The 16757-nt window shown below is 44.1% G+C and carries 13 protein-coding genes; 4 read left to right on the top strand and 9 right to left on the bottom strand.

Features of this window, described 5'->3' with window-relative positions; translation table 11 throughout:
- Nucleotide 1 precedes the first annotated feature (1 nt).
- Nucleotides 2-2050 (top strand): M3 family metallopeptidase, encoded by a 2049-nt coding sequence (locus C7475_RS14725; RefSeq protein WP_110054156.1) that lies wholly within the window; start codon nt 2-4, stop codon nt 2048-2050.
- Nucleotides 2051-2283: 233 nt separating this feature from the next.
- On the opposite strand, the gene C7475_RS14720 is transcribed toward C7475_RS14725, so the two are convergent.
- Nucleotides 2284-2880, bottom strand: a complete 597-nt coding sequence (locus C7475_RS14720; protein ID WP_110054155.1) for a GNAT family N-acetyltransferase — start codon at nt 2878-2880, stop codon at nt 2284-2286.
- 107 nt (nt 2881-2987) lie between these two features.
- Between C7475_RS14720 and C7475_RS14715 the strand changes: the two genes are divergently transcribed.
- Nucleotides 2988-3659 (top strand): hypothetical protein, encoded by a 672-nt coding sequence (locus C7475_RS14715; RefSeq protein ID WP_110054154.1) that lies wholly within the window; start codon nt 2988-2990, stop codon nt 3657-3659.
- Between the two features lie 50 nt (nt 3660-3709).
- Here C7475_RS14715 and C7475_RS14710 read toward each other — a convergent pair whose 3' ends face one another.
- On the bottom strand, nt 3710-4564 hold the full coding sequence (locus C7475_RS14710; RefSeq protein WP_110054153.1) for a hypothetical protein: 855 nt from the start codon (nt 4562-4564) through the stop codon (nt 3710-3712).
- A 201-nt stretch (nt 4565-4765) separates the two neighbouring features.
- Nucleotides 4766-7288 (bottom strand): YfhO family protein, encoded by a 2523-nt coding sequence (locus C7475_RS14705; RefSeq protein ID WP_110054152.1) that lies wholly within the window; start codon nt 7286-7288, stop codon nt 4766-4768.
- Between the two features lie 369 nt (nt 7289-7657).
- Between C7475_RS14705 and C7475_RS14700 the strand changes: the two genes are divergently transcribed.
- The gene (locus tag C7475_RS14700) at nt 7658-8203 is read left to right on the top strand and encodes a hypothetical protein (RefSeq protein WP_146217556.1); all 546 of its coding nucleotides are present in this window, start codon (nt 7658-7660) and stop codon (nt 8201-8203) included.
- Nucleotides 8154-8624 carry a hypothetical protein gene (locus C7475_RS14695; protein WP_146217555.1) on the top strand — a complete coding sequence of 157 codons (471 nt, stop codon included), beginning with the start codon at nt 8154-8156 and terminating at the stop codon, nt 8622-8624. Before C7475_RS14700 ends, C7475_RS14695 begins: the two co-directional genes overlap by 50 nt.
- A gap of 109 nt (nt 8625-8733) precedes the next feature.
- Here the strand turns inward: C7475_RS14695 and C7475_RS14690 are convergent, their stop codons facing one another.
- The 6 genes from C7475_RS14690 to C7475_RS14665 all read right to left on the bottom strand — a co-directional run bounded on the left by C7475_RS14690 (nt 8734) and on the right by C7475_RS14665 (nt 16757).
- The gene (locus tag C7475_RS14690) at nt 8734-9318 is read right to left on the bottom strand and encodes a Crp/Fnr family transcriptional regulator (protein WP_110054149.1); all 585 of its coding nucleotides are present in this window, start codon (nt 9316-9318) and stop codon (nt 8734-8736) included.
- A 292-nt stretch (nt 9319-9610) separates the two neighbouring features.
- Nucleotides 9611-11338, bottom strand: a complete 1728-nt coding sequence (locus C7475_RS14685; RefSeq protein ID WP_199236236.1) for a cytochrome-c peroxidase — start codon at nt 11336-11338, stop codon at nt 9611-9613.
- A 5-nt stretch (nt 11339-11343) separates the two neighbouring features.
- Complete coding sequence (locus C7475_RS14680; RefSeq protein ID WP_110054148.1) at nt 11344-12909, bottom strand: metallophosphoesterase family protein; 1566 nt, start codon at nt 12907-12909, stop codon at nt 11344-11346.
- Nucleotides 12910-13056: 147 nt separating this feature from the next.
- A complete protein-coding gene (locus C7475_RS14675; RefSeq protein ID WP_110054147.1) occupies nt 13057-13575 on the bottom strand; it encodes a 3'-5' exoribonuclease in 519 nt (172 codons plus the stop codon).
- Nucleotides 13576-13998: 423 nt separating this feature from the next.
- Nucleotides 13999-15036, bottom strand: a complete 1038-nt coding sequence (gene dusB, locus C7475_RS14670; protein WP_110054146.1) for a tRNA dihydrouridine synthase DusB — start codon at nt 15034-15036, stop codon at nt 13999-14001.
- A gap of 410 nt (nt 15037-15446) precedes the next feature.
- Nucleotides 15447-16757 carry a hypothetical protein gene (locus C7475_RS14665; RefSeq protein WP_233259863.1) on the bottom strand — a complete coding sequence of 437 codons (1311 nt, stop codon included), beginning with the start codon at nt 16755-16757 and terminating at the stop codon, nt 15447-15449.

Genomic DNA, 16757 nt, shown 5'->3' with positions numbered 1-16757 from the left:
CATGGAAGATATTATAACATTTAATCCGTTACTACAAGCATACAATACACCATTTGATGTACCACCTTTCGGTAGTATAACATATACACACTACCTGCCGGCCTTTGAAGCGGCCATGGAGGAACATACTAAAAATATTAAGCTGATCACCGGTCTGCAAACGCCGCCATCTTTTGGAGATACGATCGAAGCACTTGAAAAGAGCGGCAAATTGCTTCGCAATGTCAGCACCGTGTTCTTTAATCTTACTTCCGCCAACACCTCTGCTGAACTTGAGGAGATCTCCCGGAAGATAGCGCCGCTGCTGGCAAAACATAGCGATGATATTAACCTTGACCCGGCATTATTTGCGCGGGTAAAAGCATTATATGAAAGGCAGGACGCACTTGAACTAACACAGGAACAGGCCAAATTGTTAGAAGAATTTTACAAAAGCTTCGTACGTAACGGGGCTAATCTCGATACGACCAAACAGGAACGCCTTCGTGAGATCAATAAAAATCTGTCTTTACTAACCGTTCGTTTTGGTCAAAACCTGCTGGCAGAGACGAACCATTATGAACTGCTGATCACAGACGAAAAAGATCTGTCAGGACTTCCTGCATCTCTTGTTGAAGCCGCTGCATTGTCTGCGAAAGAAGCCGGTAAAGAAGGCTGGCGTTTTACATTACACAATGCCAGCGTAATGCCTTTCCTGCAATATGCAGATCAAAGACATCTGCGTAAAGAGATCTACAATGCCTATATCAACCGTTGTAATCACGATGATGAACGGGACAATAAAGAGATCGTCACACAGCTGGCAGCGTTAAGAGCAGAGAAAGCCACATTATTGGGGTATGCATCTCATGCTCATTTTATACTGGAAGAAAACATGGCCAAAACGCCGGCCAGGGCTAATGAGCTGTTACAACAACTTTGGTCGGCAGCGTTGCCGGTGGCGAAAAACGAAGCAGCAGAAATGCAGGCCGTCATGAACAGGGAAGGTAAAGGCGAACAGCTGGAAGCCTGGGACTGGTTCTATTATGCGGATAAGGTGAGAAAAGAAAAATATAACTACGATGCCGAAGCCTTACGCCCCTATTTCAAACTGGACAATGTACGTGATGGGCTCTTTTTTACTGCGAATAAGCTGTATGGACTAACCTTCCATCCGCTGAAAGATATTCCGGTATACCATGAAGAAGTATCCGTTTATGAAGTAAAGGGAGGTAATGGTCAGCTAATAGGCTTGCTATACCTGGACTTTCATCCACGTAGCTCCAAACGTGGCGGTGCATGGATGACCTCTTACCGAAAACAGTCCATAAACAATAACGGACGCGTAGCTCCCATCATCTCAATCGTCTGTAACTTCTCCCGCCCTACCGACACACAGCCGGCATTGCTTACTCCGGACGAAGCAGAAACTTTCTTCCATGAAGCCGGTCATGCCTTACATGGGTTGCTGTCTGACGTAACATATGAAACGCTGTCCGGGACTTCAGTTCCCCGCGACTTCGTTGAACTGCCTTCACAGGTAATGGAGCATTGGGCCTTTGAACCGGAGGTATTGGAACAATATGCAAAGCATTACGAAACCGGTGAAGTCATACCAGCAGCTATGGTGGAAAAAATGAAGGCAGCGCTCAAGTTTAACCAGGGTTTTGCAACAGTGGAATATCTGGCCGCAGCCCTGCTGGATATGAGCTATCATACACTTGCCCCTGGTAAAACTATATCACCGTTGGCATTTGAGAAAGACGAAATGGAAAAGATCGGATTGATTTCCCAGATAGCACCAAGATATCGTAGTACCTACTTCCAGCATATTTTCGCCGGAGGCTATTCAGCCGGGTATTATAGTTATATCTGGTCGGAAGTACTGGACAGTGATGCCTTCGCGGCTTTCAGGGAAGCTGGTAATATCTTCGATACGGCAACAGCCAGCTCCTTCAGAAAGAATATCCTGGAAAAGGGAGGAACTGAAGAGCCAATGAAATTGTATGTAGCCTTCCGTAAAAGAGAACCGGATGTAAAGTACCTGCTGCAACACAGAGGTCTGGAATAAATTTGAAATAAGAGGCGGCGTTTGAAAAGCTGCCTCTTATTTTTTTAGTGCAGTATAGCTGGTAACGGCATAGTTAATCCTTATCAGCAAGCTGCTAAAAATGTAAATGGAGGAGGGTCGGAATGGCGATAATTAACAAGGTATCAAGGTTACATTCCTGATGACAATATCATATTTGCTTTATAAAGGTCGTCAAATTTCCTATGATAATTCACCTATCAAAACCGTTCTTATCATAATTTCTTACGAAGTTTCTCTTTGACAGTTTCAAACCATTCCTCTTTCAGTATGCTAAGAATGATGCTGCTTTTGCGGGTACCATCTGCATTAGCCGCACAATTCCGCAGGATACCTTCAATAGTACAACCAATGCTCTTCATCGCCGCAATACTTCTTTCATTCGTATGCGCAGCCCTGAATTCCACACGTTCCATCTGCATACGTTCAAAAGCATATTGTAACAGCAGGTACTTACAATGTTTGTTCAGTCCTGTACCTTGAAATGATTTGCCATACCAGGTATACCCCAGTTGTAACATTTTGTTGGACAACTGAATATCATAAAAGCGCGTACTACCTGCGTATTGTTGCTGCTGTTTATCGAATACAATAAACGGATATTCCTTCCCGGCATTCCTGGCTTCCACAGCAGCCCGGATATATTCGCGCATGCCACCGGGAGTATCAGGCGGTACAGAAGAGTATTTCCAGAGCTCCGGTTCCGTTTGCGCAAACGGAATAAGATATTCATCATCAGCTAATATGAGGGGGCGTAGTAGTACCCGCTCATCTTCCAATCTGACATTGTCTGAAAAATTAAATGGCGCCATTGTGACCTGGTTTTCAATTATGTGCTGCAAATATACTCATTCCGCCTACTCACCTATTTGGATTTCCGCCGGAAGCATGGTAACATTGTTTAAATTAACCCTATACTATGATACCCGAAGAACTAAGAGAGCGGCTATTCTCCAAGCGATCTGCCGACAGGCGAAGCGCCGCAAAACATATTGGAAAAGAGCAGATCACCAGCCTTTCAGAACCCCTGTTCACTGCCTACACAAAAGAAAAAAATGATAAAAGGACCTGGGAAACGCAGGTTGAGATGATCAAAGCCATAGGCAAACTCAATTACAAACCTGCTTTTACAGACATTGAAACAATTGTACAACGGAACCTGCCTCATGATACCATCACCATCTTTGCGGCCAGGGCATATGTGCAGTTAACAAGAACATCGCTGAATGATGGTAAGCCGGTATTACAGCTGCTTATTGCCGGTGGCCTGTCAGTAGCAACAGGCGCATTAATGGCCTTGAGCACAGACAGGATGGTACCTGATAAAGATGATTGCAAAGATATTATCAGGGCCTGTTGGGATATCAACCAACATCCGGACAGAATAGGACATGAATATGGACTGGGAGATCCGAGGAATTACCTGGCAGCTGCCTGTGCAGGTTGGGATATACAGATAACCGCCGGGTTTCTGCATCATTGTATTTCTACTGCGTTTCATACCAGTTTATCGGGCAAGCGGGTAGAAAATAAAGCCCTGTTAGATATATGTAAACGGTCTTTGAGTGGTAAGTATACTAAGCTGGATTAACTGATGAAAATATAAGTAAGGGCGTCTTTATGAAAACGCCCTTACTTACTTTATTCTTCCTCTACTATTATTAATCTCTCGTAGTTAATCGTAAAATCTGTTGTTTCATTATGCAACTCCGTTCCTGCTTTTGTAAATCTTTTGTTCACTTTTACCGTAGCAGGATCATTTTCGCGATCATAAGTGTAGACATTTGTAGTTGTGATCACAGAATCGTTAGCAACATATCTTGTAGATTGTGTGAGCACATTATTGGCAGACAAATAAGAAATGCCTCTTTCATAATTTAATAAGAAAAGTTCCTTCGGTGTGCCCAGGAAGCTTTTTCTATCGTCATATGTATAAGACGTTATAATAGTATCCTTACCTTCCTTCCCATTGAGCACCGAGAAAGAATAGGTCTTTGTGATATTTCCGTTAGCATCCCATATAAGGGTGTCTTTTTTATAGATCCCAAAGGGATATTCCAGTCCATAGGTTTGGTTCCTGCAATATATTGCTCTCAACCGGTTGTCATTGTCGTAAACAAGACTATCATATCTGACAGGTACAATAGTAAAGAAAATGACCTTCACCACTTTACTTGAATCGTTGTTGTCATATTTGTACATATATTTTACACTCGTTCCGGTAGTGGCTACTCCGGTATCAAGTTGCGTCAACCGTTCATTTTCATATTTAGCTTCACCATAAATAGAGAATAACTTGCCTGCCTCAATTTCAGAGACACTAAATCCGTTCGGCTTGTTAATGGCATTGTACCCAAGAAGGTTGAGGTATTGATATTGTCCGTTGGGGTCGGTCTTCATGCTTCCGAAAACCTTTAGCGTAGGCGGTGCCGGGTCCTTTTTACAGGCAACGAACAATACAGTCAGCACCAGGGTACTTAATAGGAGTTTTTTCATAGGTTTAGGTATATATTCTGTATTCTGATCAATTTCCCAGGTTAAACCATTTAAGGGAAAATCAATTATTGGCTTCCGTGCTTAATGAAGCACAAATATACAATAATCTTCATATAATACTATCTACACTTGATCATACGCGCATAAAAAAAGGCATTCGCTGCTATTGCGAATGCCCTTCTTTTTATAAATAATTGCTGTTTATGCCTTTGTAGCTCTGCTCTGTTTCCACAGAACAAAGATGCTACCTGCGATTGTTAACCACAACAGTATATTGGCGACGTATACCAGTTTCTGGCCGGTATAGTAAGACGCAGGTTCAAATTTGAATTCGATCGTATGTTCACCTGCTGGTACGGAAATACCACGCAGGATGTAGTTTACATTCGCATAAGCTGTTTCCTTGCCATCTATATAGGCATTCCAGCCTTCCGGATAATACACCTCACTCAATACGGCGAACTGGTTGCTTTTGGCGCTTGTAGCGTACTTAATCGCATCATTCTCATAGCTTACCAGTTTGATCGTAGCCGCAGAATCAAATGCCGGCTGATTTGTAATGGTCGCCTTGAATGCATTGTCCATGATCACCGTATCTTTCGGATTCAGGTGGTCCAGTGCTTTAATAGCTTCAATAGGCCCGTTTACGTACTGGATATTTTTGATGAACCAGGCAGCGCCTAATGCATCCGGGTTACGCTGTACTACCGGCATTGGTTGTTGCTGGTCCTGTGAACGGGTGATCACATAACGTGTATCCAGCATATTCAATAATCCCATGTTCAGACCCGCACCCTGCTTTGCGAACTGGTTTTCAATGATATCCTGGTACATACGTAGTTTAGCGGCATGGTACCCTCCTACTGAACGGTGATAGTATGAAGTGATGGCATCATTGAAAGGATCGCCGGTAGACAGGTTCAGTACCCTGTAATGCGGGTCCGTATCCTGCAGGATCTGCTGATCAGCGGGAGTGGGTGCGAAATTACCTGCCTGATAGCTTGACTCATCCTGGTAGTTTTCGCTATTGAGATATTTTTTGGCAACTGCAAGCAGGTCCGCCGTGTTTACGAATATGAAAACACCGAGGATCACTACCGGCTTTGCAATATTCTTCATAAAGCAATACAGACCGATGATGATCAGTACCCATATCCATAAAATATGGCCGATACCAGCTGCGAACATCGCCTTCCTGTCGGCCATCATCCCTTCCAGGATGCTATTAGCCACCGTGGAGTTTGCCTGTTGTGTGAAGCCATCCAGGATCTGCGTATCGTAACTGCCTCTATAATCGTTAAAGACGTATACAAGTCCGGCCAGTACGATCACACCACCGCTTACATACACGATGTTTTTGAAGTTCTTCTGCAGGAATTCTTTTGAATCCACTGCAAAGAAGATCCTGTCGAGTGCCAGTACCGCCAGCAATGGCAGTAATAACTGAGGGATGATCAGCGCCATGGAAGGGGCCCTGAACTTATTGTAAAGTGGTAAATGATCGAAAAGTATCTTATTAAATCCTGAGAAATAGCTACCCCATGCGATGAAGATCATCAGCACTGTTGCAGCTAAGATCCACCAGCGGGTTACGTTACCGGCAATATTGGTATTGCCATTTCCCGCCAGGACCACAAAGCCGATAACAGCGAGGAAACATATCAGTGCTCCGCTGTAGGGAGGACCGGCTGTGAAAGGAGCAACGCCACCCCAGTATTTAGGTAAGCTGGCTGCTACCTGGCTTCCCTGAGCCTCGGGAATATTCTGTTTAGCAAGCGCTGAAACCACTTTTGAATCAGGCCCCAGGTGCTCACCGGAACCACCGCCGAATGCATTCGGCATCATCAGTACAAAAGTCTCGCTCATACCCAGGCTGTAGGAGAACGCATAACTTTCGTCCAGTCCTTCGGTCTTCGTCTGTGTCAGTTTACCATCTTCAGAAAGGTCTACCGTTTTACCGCCACGCATTGTGTATTTTGAATACTCGTAGGTGGTCAGCAGGCTCTGTGAGTTATTACCAAACCCAATCAGTCCGGCGATCAATGCCAGGCCTAATGCGATGATCATATGTTTGAACTCTTTCTGCATCACCCACATAACGATATCCCCTACGGTCATAATACCCAGGGTAATGAGCAGGTAATAGGTTACCTGCGGGTGGCCTGAACCTATTTCCATTGTGGCAAACAATGCTGAAACAGCAAGCCCCAGAACGTACTTCTTCCTGTAGAGTAACACCAGCCCCGCTAACAATCCCGGCATATAAGCAATAGCGAGCATTTTAGTCTCATGCCCCACAGAAATGATAATAGGATCATAAGTAGCATAGGCGAATCCGAGACTCCCCAATATGGCAGCTATCACATTAACGCTGTACGCCATTCCCAGGATATAGAAGCATAAACAGGCCAGAAAGAAGTAGCCGGCAGGTTTAGGCAGATATAACTGCATAATACGGCCAAAATCAGGCAGGAAGGTCTTTGTATCCATCGTCACCTGGTAGTTAGGCATACCACTGAACAGATGGGTATTCCACAAAGGGAAATGTCCGTGCGCTGTCTTATAATTAAAAGCATCCTGCGCCATCCCTTTCCAATGCACGATATCGGTCTGCTGTAATACCTTGCCTTCCAGGGCCGGGCTACAATAGACCAGTGCAACAATCAAAAAGATGGAAATTGCAATTACGTGCGGGATGATCTTCTTCCAGGAAAAACTGTTCATAGATCTTTTGTTATTTACTATACTGTTACGGATGAATATTAACAGCCTCTAAATCAGAGGGCTGGAATTATTCGATTGCTTGGTTAAGATGATGTTTGTTACTGATACTATTATTTAAAATAATAATGGGAGGCAATTTAGGCTTAAATGTTAATCTTTCAAAGTGTTATAAAATAAGATATATTTAAAATGTAAGGAATGCGGTTATTTATTTGAGGAGGATCAGGATGTGAAGGATATCGGCATAAGGAAGGTTATGGGTGAAATGTAATATTTGCAGATTTATGTATTCTTTTTTTTATTAACCTCTCATTAACTAAATAAAAGAAAACGTTCAGTAATATTGTGTTATCCAATCATTATTTAGTTATGAGTTCCATTCGTTTGCCAGCACATGTTATGCATAGGTCAATACTAGAGGCCTATCACTTTTGGCGGCCCGTCATTGTTCTTCCTGAAAACTGGAAAAGGTCAGATGATCATTCCATATCCGGAGAATTGTTATCCGCTCATGAAGTTGAAAAGGAAACCGGTCAGACAGTTCAACAACAGCTGTTAAGTGATATGCTCACGGCCAATGTGGTTTTAGCTACCAAAATTGCAGAAGAGTTCCGGACGTTTTTCACCGATCTACGTACTGAACCGGACATCAAGCTGCGTATCAATTCTTTTTCTTCTTTTGAGCTCGCCTTTGTCGTAACGGACGTATTTTACCTTTCCAGATTTCTGGAAGATGCGCACAATGCCGCTTACGACTTAGAACGAACACACGAAAGTGATACATTTTCAATTTACATTCATTTGTTTCCCAAATCCAAAGGCTCTGATCTGTCCTATTTGGATAGTGATGGCTTTTCTATCTTTTATGAGCCTGATACAAAAAAAACAGCACTACCTGCATGCTCTCCACAATGAGCATGCCTGTGATTACCTGGACAGCAGCAATCTTTATCTCGATTGGGTAATTACTACTTCATTTTATGCAGCCCTCCATCATGTCAGCGCCGTGATCTTTCCTTTGAGGCATAAATTCAGAGGAGAAGCAAAAACAGTAAATGATATCGGAATGTATCGCGACCTGATAAAAAGCAAGGAAAATAAGCACGCAGTGATGACAAAACTTGTATTTAGTAATTGCCAGGGTATTGGTCATTCCTACAAAGCACTGTTGGAGCTTTCCTATGCTGCCCGATACGAACCAACCTTTCAAGCCTATCTCTATGCTGACAAAGCAAAGCGTTATCTAGCCGCCATCAAGGCTCATTGTGCTGATGCAAGCCAACAAAATGAAATGGCCGCCAACATACAGAATGATCGGCAACAAAAGGGGTATTAAATTACTCAGGTTTTATCCGCCGGAAGGCGTCTTTCACAATCTGTATTTGAGAAATGGTCATATGTTATCACTGTTAATGACACTATGTCTTTAGCTGATATTCATATCATCATTTCTCAATACTTTGCCTGCGGATACGGCTTAAAGTCTCAGGAGAAATACCCAGGTAAGAAGCAATCATTTGTTGAGGAAAACGCTGTATCAATTCCGGCTGGGTATTCACCAGCTCTTCATATCGCTCTCGTGCAGTATAAGCAATACTGCTATGTAAACGACGTTGTGTAGTTATGTAATAACGCTGATCAATTACCCGCATCATTGTTACAACTGCAGGTATAGTATCCAGTAAACGCTGGAAATCTTCATTCGTAATCAGTAGCAGATCAGTATCCTCCCAGGCATCAATGTTATAACGACTCGGGGTCAACATAAAAAAACTTTCGCGGTCTCCTATCCATGATTCTTCCAATCCCAGATGGATCACATATTCCGTCCCTTTTAAATCCACACTGTATTGCCGCATAGCGCCCTTCAGAATAAAGCCATAATACTTACATACATCTCCCTCCTGCAACAGATATTGCTTTCGCCTTAAACGCTTAAATGTAAATGCATCCATCACTAACTCAAACTCGGTATCGGTTAAAGTAGTTGAAGCATAAGTTTCAATATAAGACCGCAAAACCTCACTCATCCTTTAAAGGTAGGAATTTTCCAAAAAGCTGCTACCCTGTTGTTATCTACAGCATGTGTAAGTATAGGATCACCTAACATTGTTCGCTCGTGGGAATTATCTGCTGGCATACATTTGAAGATGGCTACCGTACATTCACTGAAAAATGTATTACGTATTTATACGCACATAAATCTACTTTAACAAGTAGGCTCCACAGCCATTTACATCACCTGAAAGGCCTTATCTGTACAGATTTAGCACTGTTTAGCTGCTACTATAAAATAGCTGTTATCACGCTTACCTGAAGCGCTTAATTTGTGGTGGGTTCCTTATCAGTTAATGCATTCATAAAAGCGATCAGCGCTTTCTTTTCTTTTGGTGTAAGCTGAAGCGGTATTGGAGATAATGTTTGGTTTAATACAGATAATCCGATACCATTCCCTCCTCCTTTATCATAAAAATCAACTACCTGCTCCATGTTTCTGAAAGCACCATTATGCATGTAAGGCGCTGTCACAGCGGCGTTACGTACTGTCGGTGTTTTGAATGCCGCCTTATAAAAATCTATAGGAAAAAATGCCAGCCTGCCGCTGTCCTCATCTGGCACAGGATGTGCAAGATCATCATTGGAAGGTGTGCCCAGCACTTCAAATTCAGTTCTGTTATAAAGTGGAGGTATTAAACCATTGAACAATGGTGCGAAATGACAGGTTGCACATTGTCCTTTTCCCATAAAGAGGTTTCCTCCCTGCTGCTGCTCGCCTGTCAATGCTTTCTTATTGCCGGCAATGTAATGATCAAAAGGTGAGTTGAAAGGCGTCAGCGTACGCAGATATGCCGCCAGCGATGCCTGTATCTGTGGCAGGGTAATACCGGCGTAAGTTGTCATCCTCCGCAATCTGTATATCACGGTATCATCGTTTGCATCCATTTCCCGTGAACTATGCATCACCGTTTTTACCTGCTCTTCGAGGCTTTGTACCCTTCCGTCCCAGAACTGTGAATACTGGTAGCAGGCGTATAATAGTCCCGGAGTATTCCTTGGCAATTCACCTTCTCCGTTTAGATTCCGGTTCCGTGTCAGACCATCGGTAAAGTAACGTCCCGGCTGGTGACATGTAGCGCAACTACGGGTGGCATTTCCTGATAATGCTTTTTCGAAGAATAGCCGTCTGCCGAGTGCAGTATCGCCTTGTATATTGCTATGCGGGAAAACATCCTTGTTTATCGCTGTGGGACTAAACAGATCATGATTACTGTTCAGTAATAACCGTTGTAAAGGCAGCGCTTTGTCTACGAGGAAAGAAAGCCGGTCGAAAGAGTCAAAGTCCGGATGTGTTGTCAGCATCCCGATACTTTGTTGTAAGTAATATCTGATACTGTCTTTTTTATCGAGGTCCTGATAGGGCATCAGGATAGTATCTATCGCTTTCATCGCAGCGGCCGCCTCTGCTATGCCGCTTTTCAGCGAGGGCGCGTCATATCCGGTAATATACAAGGTCATTATCCGTACCAGCTCCTGTTGTATGCTTTCCAGCACCTGCGGTGCGGTTGCCGAAAACTGGTAGAGCAATGAATTCAGGTCCTCCGCGGTCTGCACCAGGATAGTTGCCTGAGCTTCCAATTCCTGTTTGCGCTGATATACCTGTGGGTCGTACAACAAGGCTTCGATCTGTTGTAAGCCTGCAGGTTCGTTGTATTCGATATAGGGTTCTTCTATTTCATATTTGGGTGGCGCATTAAAAACGTAGGCCTCACTGGCGAAGAAATATTCCAGGAAGAAGGCGATGGACTTATAACCTGTCCTGCACTCCCACAATGCCTGCTTTGCGGCCGATAATGACGCCGTATCACCTGGCTTCAGCTGCGCAATACGCTGTTGCAATACAAAAGTCTTTTCCGCAAAACCAGGCTGTTGCCGTTTGAAGTAAGCTACTACTCCATCAGAGATGGGTACATGGCGTTCCCCTTGTGATGTAATTATTACAGCGGTCAGCAGCAATACACAAATACCGGGGAACACCATTCTCCAACTCATATATTTTATTTTGTAGTGATGATCGTAAATGTATCTTTCAGGCAGCCTTCCTTATCCTGCACAGTATATTCTGTTTTACCTGAACGGGCTACTACAGTAATACTTTTCGTCTGCTGCCCCTTTTCGCTCCACTTATAGTTACCTGTAAATGATGCGGTCAATGTCACCTTGCTTTTTGCTTTCACACGAAGCACGGTGTTTTTATTCACTTCTTTCATCAGTGTAAAATGATCTCTGATCACTCCGTCTGCACAGATCCATTTGAGGTCAAGGCGGTTGCCCTGCACTTCCAGCATCGCAGCACCGCCATCTTTTGCGTTTGCATACTGCATCGCGTCATGCGGATAACCGGGTTGCATTCCGCCCAGCTGACCTGCCGAACCACTGAGTACATATACAGTTCCCTGGTTGGCACTGTCTTTTACATAAGGGCAGGAGTTATCACTTCCGTCATACAAACCGGAAGACTGGCTCAAGTTATGCTGCGTTGCATCAAAAGTAGCCTCCATTCCATAGTGCCCTTTTATAAGACGGGTGCGTTCATAATCATGACTATGACCACACAGTGCCATGTCTACACCATATCGTTCCAGTATACGGATGAAATTCTCGCGGATATGCACCAGTTCCATTTCATGATCGGAATTATGCGAACCCATTGTGTAGGGAGGATGATGCCAGTATGCTACTACCCACTGTTTGTTCTTATTTGCCTCCAGGTCACGTTTTATCCATTGTACCTGCGGGCCGGTAGTATCATACAGACGGTACTGCTGATCTTCCTTTCCGTAGGAATCAAGTGATAGGAAATGGACGTTTCCAATATCAAAAGAATAGAATGCCTGTGTATTGGATGCCAGTCCACCAGACTCACCGTGTGTAGGCATTGAGAAGTTCTGATAGTACGCTGTCTGGTGTGTACGTTGTGCCTGTGCAGCTGCACCCGGAAAGTCCCTGTCATTATAATCGTGATTGCCCGGAGCCGGGAACATCGGATATTTTTTTAACAGATCGTCTTTATATACGTTGAAGAACTTTGTCTGAAACTCAGCATCCGTACCACTTGTATAAGCGTTATCGCCCAGCAGTATCCAGGCGTCCATATAGTTTTCGCCCAGGTAATTCAGAACAGATTTTTTCACATTACGCTGGTTCACGGAGTTGTTCCCACAGTCGCCAAATACACCAATGCGGTACATTCCATCTTGTCCCTGTGGTGGTAAGGTGTAAAAGTAATTAGCGCTGTCGCCCTGCAATATGCTGGTAAAGTCGCCAATTTTATAATAGTAACGGGTATGTGGCTGTAATCCTTCCAGTTTTACAATATGCTCCGTAGCCAATGTAGAATCATTGACAATAAGGAGCGTGCTGTCTTTTGTGGTCCCGTACCGCACCCTGCTCCTGTTAGCAGTATTCGTACGCCAGCGGATAGTCATACTGTGATCTGACGCTGCCTGCAGATATGGACCGCGGATCACCGATACTGCAGGTTCTTCCGCTTTCTGTGCAGCAGCTGCCAGACTACCTGCCATTAAAATACCTGTCAGCAGGCATGCTCTCGTTATACCCATCTTCTTAATTTTTCTGCGAGGTACTCAATTTAAAATATTATCCTACTACCAGTTGCATGAAATAATTGTTAAATAAAAAAGACTGCATGCATGTGACATTCATATCGCACATACAGCAGTCAGCCCTACCTGATGTAAAAGTAAAAACTAGAGCTTCAGTTTCAAACCCATTTTTTGTTTCATAGTCAGCAGCGCTTCCGCATTGCCCCTGGCGTCATCCACAGGATGATGGGTATGCGCAGAACGACGCAAATGTTTGAACGTTTTGAACATATCCATCTCCATTCCTTTATAGACGCTACCCAGGTTCTGAGAGCTGAACCCGAAGGGATTTTCGCCCAGGAAATGATGAAAGTACCAGCAAATGAACATCCAGTCAAAGCCGTTATTGTCACTGATGAATATCGGTCTGTCCGTACAAACATCTCCGATCCATCTTTTAAAATCAGCCATTACTTTACGCGGATCGTTGAAAGTGAGCGTTTCCTGTCTGGAATGTCCGGATACGGCTAACGCTTCGGGGATAAACCGTTCGGATATGGGTTTTAGTTTGCCGTAGAAAGTCTTATCAAGGGCGCTATCTACTTTAATAGCGCCAAATGAGATCATTGAATAATCTCCGGGAATAGGCCCATCGCTTTCCACATCGACCATTATATAGGCCATGTCAATTTGTTTTTAGGTAATAAAATTTAGTTTAAACAGGAGTACTCTCTGTTGTCGGTTCCAGTTCCGCAAGGAGCCTGATGATACTGTAGTCTTAGCCGGGGTAAGGTATGTAGGATCTTTAGGGCGCTTTACGCTGAAATACGTCGTTTATAAACAGGGGCAAAGTTATAGATAAATTCAATATAAATTAAAATATTTTTTAATTAACCGTGAATTGTTGCAAGGATTAAAGCAATTTGAAAAACCAAAAACAGACTGACAACCAACTATTTATAAGAATTTTCTTTTATCCTGGGAGCTTTCTGTTGGTTTTGAAGCCCTGGATAACTAATAACATACTTCATACACGACGCATACACGACGCATATACGACGCATATACGACGCATATACGACGCATCTCCCAAAAATTCAGAGGTACTTAAAGCGCACAATTCTCGTGGTAATTGATCAATTTAATAGGAATTTGATCAAATTCGAACCCGGTATAGACCTCTCCGATCTCATCCAGGACGGTCATTATTTCGAGCGGATCAGTAGGAGTTACGAGCCTGGCCCTGAATTCTTTAAAATTGGGTAATCCTTTCAGATAACTGAAATAGTGTTTACGCATACTGTAGATCCCAGCTATCTCTCCTTTCCACTGTATAGATTTTTCCAGCTGACGTTTGCATACATTGATACGTTCCTCCAGTGTAGGAGCAGGTAATATCCCGCCGGTTTGCAGGTAATGTTTTACCTCCCGGAAGATCCAGGGATAACCGATAGCCGCCCTGCCGATCATAATGCCATCCACACCATAGCGGTTCTTATATTCCAGGGCTTTCTGCGGACTATCAATATCTCCGTTACCAAAGACCGGTATATGAATGCGGGGATTATTCTTCACTTTAGCGATCAGTTCCCAGTTAGCTTCGCCTTTATACATCTGGGTGCGGGTACGGCCGTGAATAGCCAGCGCTTTGATGCCGGTATCCTGCAGGCGTTCCGCCACTTCTTCAATGTTCTTTGTATCCTCGTCCCAACCCAGGCGGGTCTTGACAGTTACAGGCAATTGGGTAGCCTTTACACAGGCAGCAGTCAGCCGGACCATCAGATCAATATCTTTCAATACTCCTGAACCGGCTCCCTTGCTCACGATACCTTTGATCGGACAACCAAAGTTTATATCCAGCAGGTCGGGCTGCGTCATATCCACTATTTTGGCGGCCATAGAGAGCTTTCCTTCGTCTCCCCCGAATATCTGTACCCCCACAGGGCGTTCCTCGTCAAAAATGGCTAGTTTGCGGCGGCATTTATCCGTATCCTTAACCAAACCCTCACTGGAGATGAACTCCGTATACATCAGATCGGCCCCATTCTCCCTGCACACCACCCGGAAAGGCGGATCGCTCACATCTTCCATCGGCGCCAGCAGCAACGGAAAGTCAGGTAGCACGATATTATCAATCTTTACCAAAGCTTATTATTTGTAAATCAGATAAGTAGCTAATTTATCATGCGTCCCAATAAAGGGCATCTTCAGATGATAAACCGGCCACGTCTTAAATTGAAACGGCAAAATTACAAAAAAAAGGCGGGGCTCCTGAAACCCCGCCTGAATGCCTACAATCCCGTATTTTCAACTGGTATTTTGGCTGATTGATCTGGCTCACTGTCGATATAAAACATCATTCAGGCAAACATCCGCATTACTGCTATACTTCCGGTCTTGATTACCGGTAAACAGCAGTAATTACCTTATCGGCATAGCGTAAGCCTGAATATTACCCCTAAGACAATTGAACCGGTAGCATACTTTGATAACTCTGTAAAAAGAAATAACCCAGCCTGTTTAGCCGGGTTATTCTTACTTGTAATATTTTGATTTTAGTTCAGATACACCTGATACTGCAGGATGAAACTTCCTTTATGATCTGTTTTGAAAGCATCCTGCGTAGCTGCATCTATCTGATAAACAGGCCTGCTCTGATAGGCGAAGGTCACTTTAGAAGTCTGCCCTTTCAGCAGCCAGACGAGACCTCCATCCCAGAAGGCCATATTATCCTTCAGTCTATCATAATGCGCGTACTGCAAACTCGCGTAAGGCATCAGGGTGGATTTACCGATGAGGTTATTTTTGAACTTATAACCTACCTGGCCATACAGCAGATTGCCCGTTCCGAAAGAAGGATAACCATTACCGCTACCGTTCAGGATATCGGGTCTGTTAGTACCGGTACCGGGATTCATAGTAGCCTGGTTACGGATATAACCTCTGCCCCAGTTAAAATTGATATAAGACGCATATGCACTCAGGGCTGTACCTGTCTCTGCATTGATAGGCGCATCATAGTAGGCGTCTACAGCGAAATGTTGCAGATTAGATTCCACAGTATCTCCGTTTGTACCGGCGCGCCACATCGCATCAGGCTGGAACTGGAAACCCGCTCCGATATTAAATACCCGCTTTGTGCCGAGATAAGTACCGGTAGTATAGGCTGTCGTATTGGCTTCCTGGTCAAGGAACTGCCATTGGAAGTAGCCGTGCCATTGCATTTTGGCAGGTTTGGCGGAGAAAGTGGAATGTGTACCGACAGTTGGTACATATCCGTTAGATTTCAAAATTGACATAGGGCTACTCATCACCACACGATAATCCAGTTTGCCTAGCTTACCTTTAGCATATACACTTAGTTTACGCAGGAACTGATCCGTCACATCGTTAGTGCTCTGCTCAAACAGCGGGGCATCAAGTCCCATGATCGAACCGACAGAAGGTGCCGAAAAACGGGTCAGGCCGTTCCAGGCGCTTAAACCTGTACCGAGCGACAAATGTTTTCTTACTACTTCATATTCACCCACGATATCATGAACGAAGAAACCGGCCTTCCTGTCGGAAGAATAATTGAAGTTATTCATGCCGAACTGTGAATAGATGAATACACGGTCGGCAATTTGTCCGAAGGCCTGAAGCCTTACCCTTCTTACACCAATGTCGGTAAAATTATCTTTTGCATACCCGTTGATGGTAGTACCAGGGTTCATGTCTGTATTCCTGACCCAGATCTGCGCTGCAAGTGTGAATTTGAAGTAGTTACTTCCATCTTCATTCAGCCAGATCTTGCCATCTTTGAATCCCTGCGAATATGCACTCATGGTGCTTCCGCCAATCAGCAGCACGGATGCTGCCAGTTTCAT

This window comes from Chitinophaga sp. S165 (assembly GCF_003182155.1).
GTDB lineage: Bacteria > Bacteroidota > Bacteroidia > Chitinophagales > Chitinophagaceae > Chitinophaga.
The sequence above is the reverse complement of the archived record's forward strand: the minus strand, read 5'-3'. Positions and strand labels throughout refer to the sequence as shown.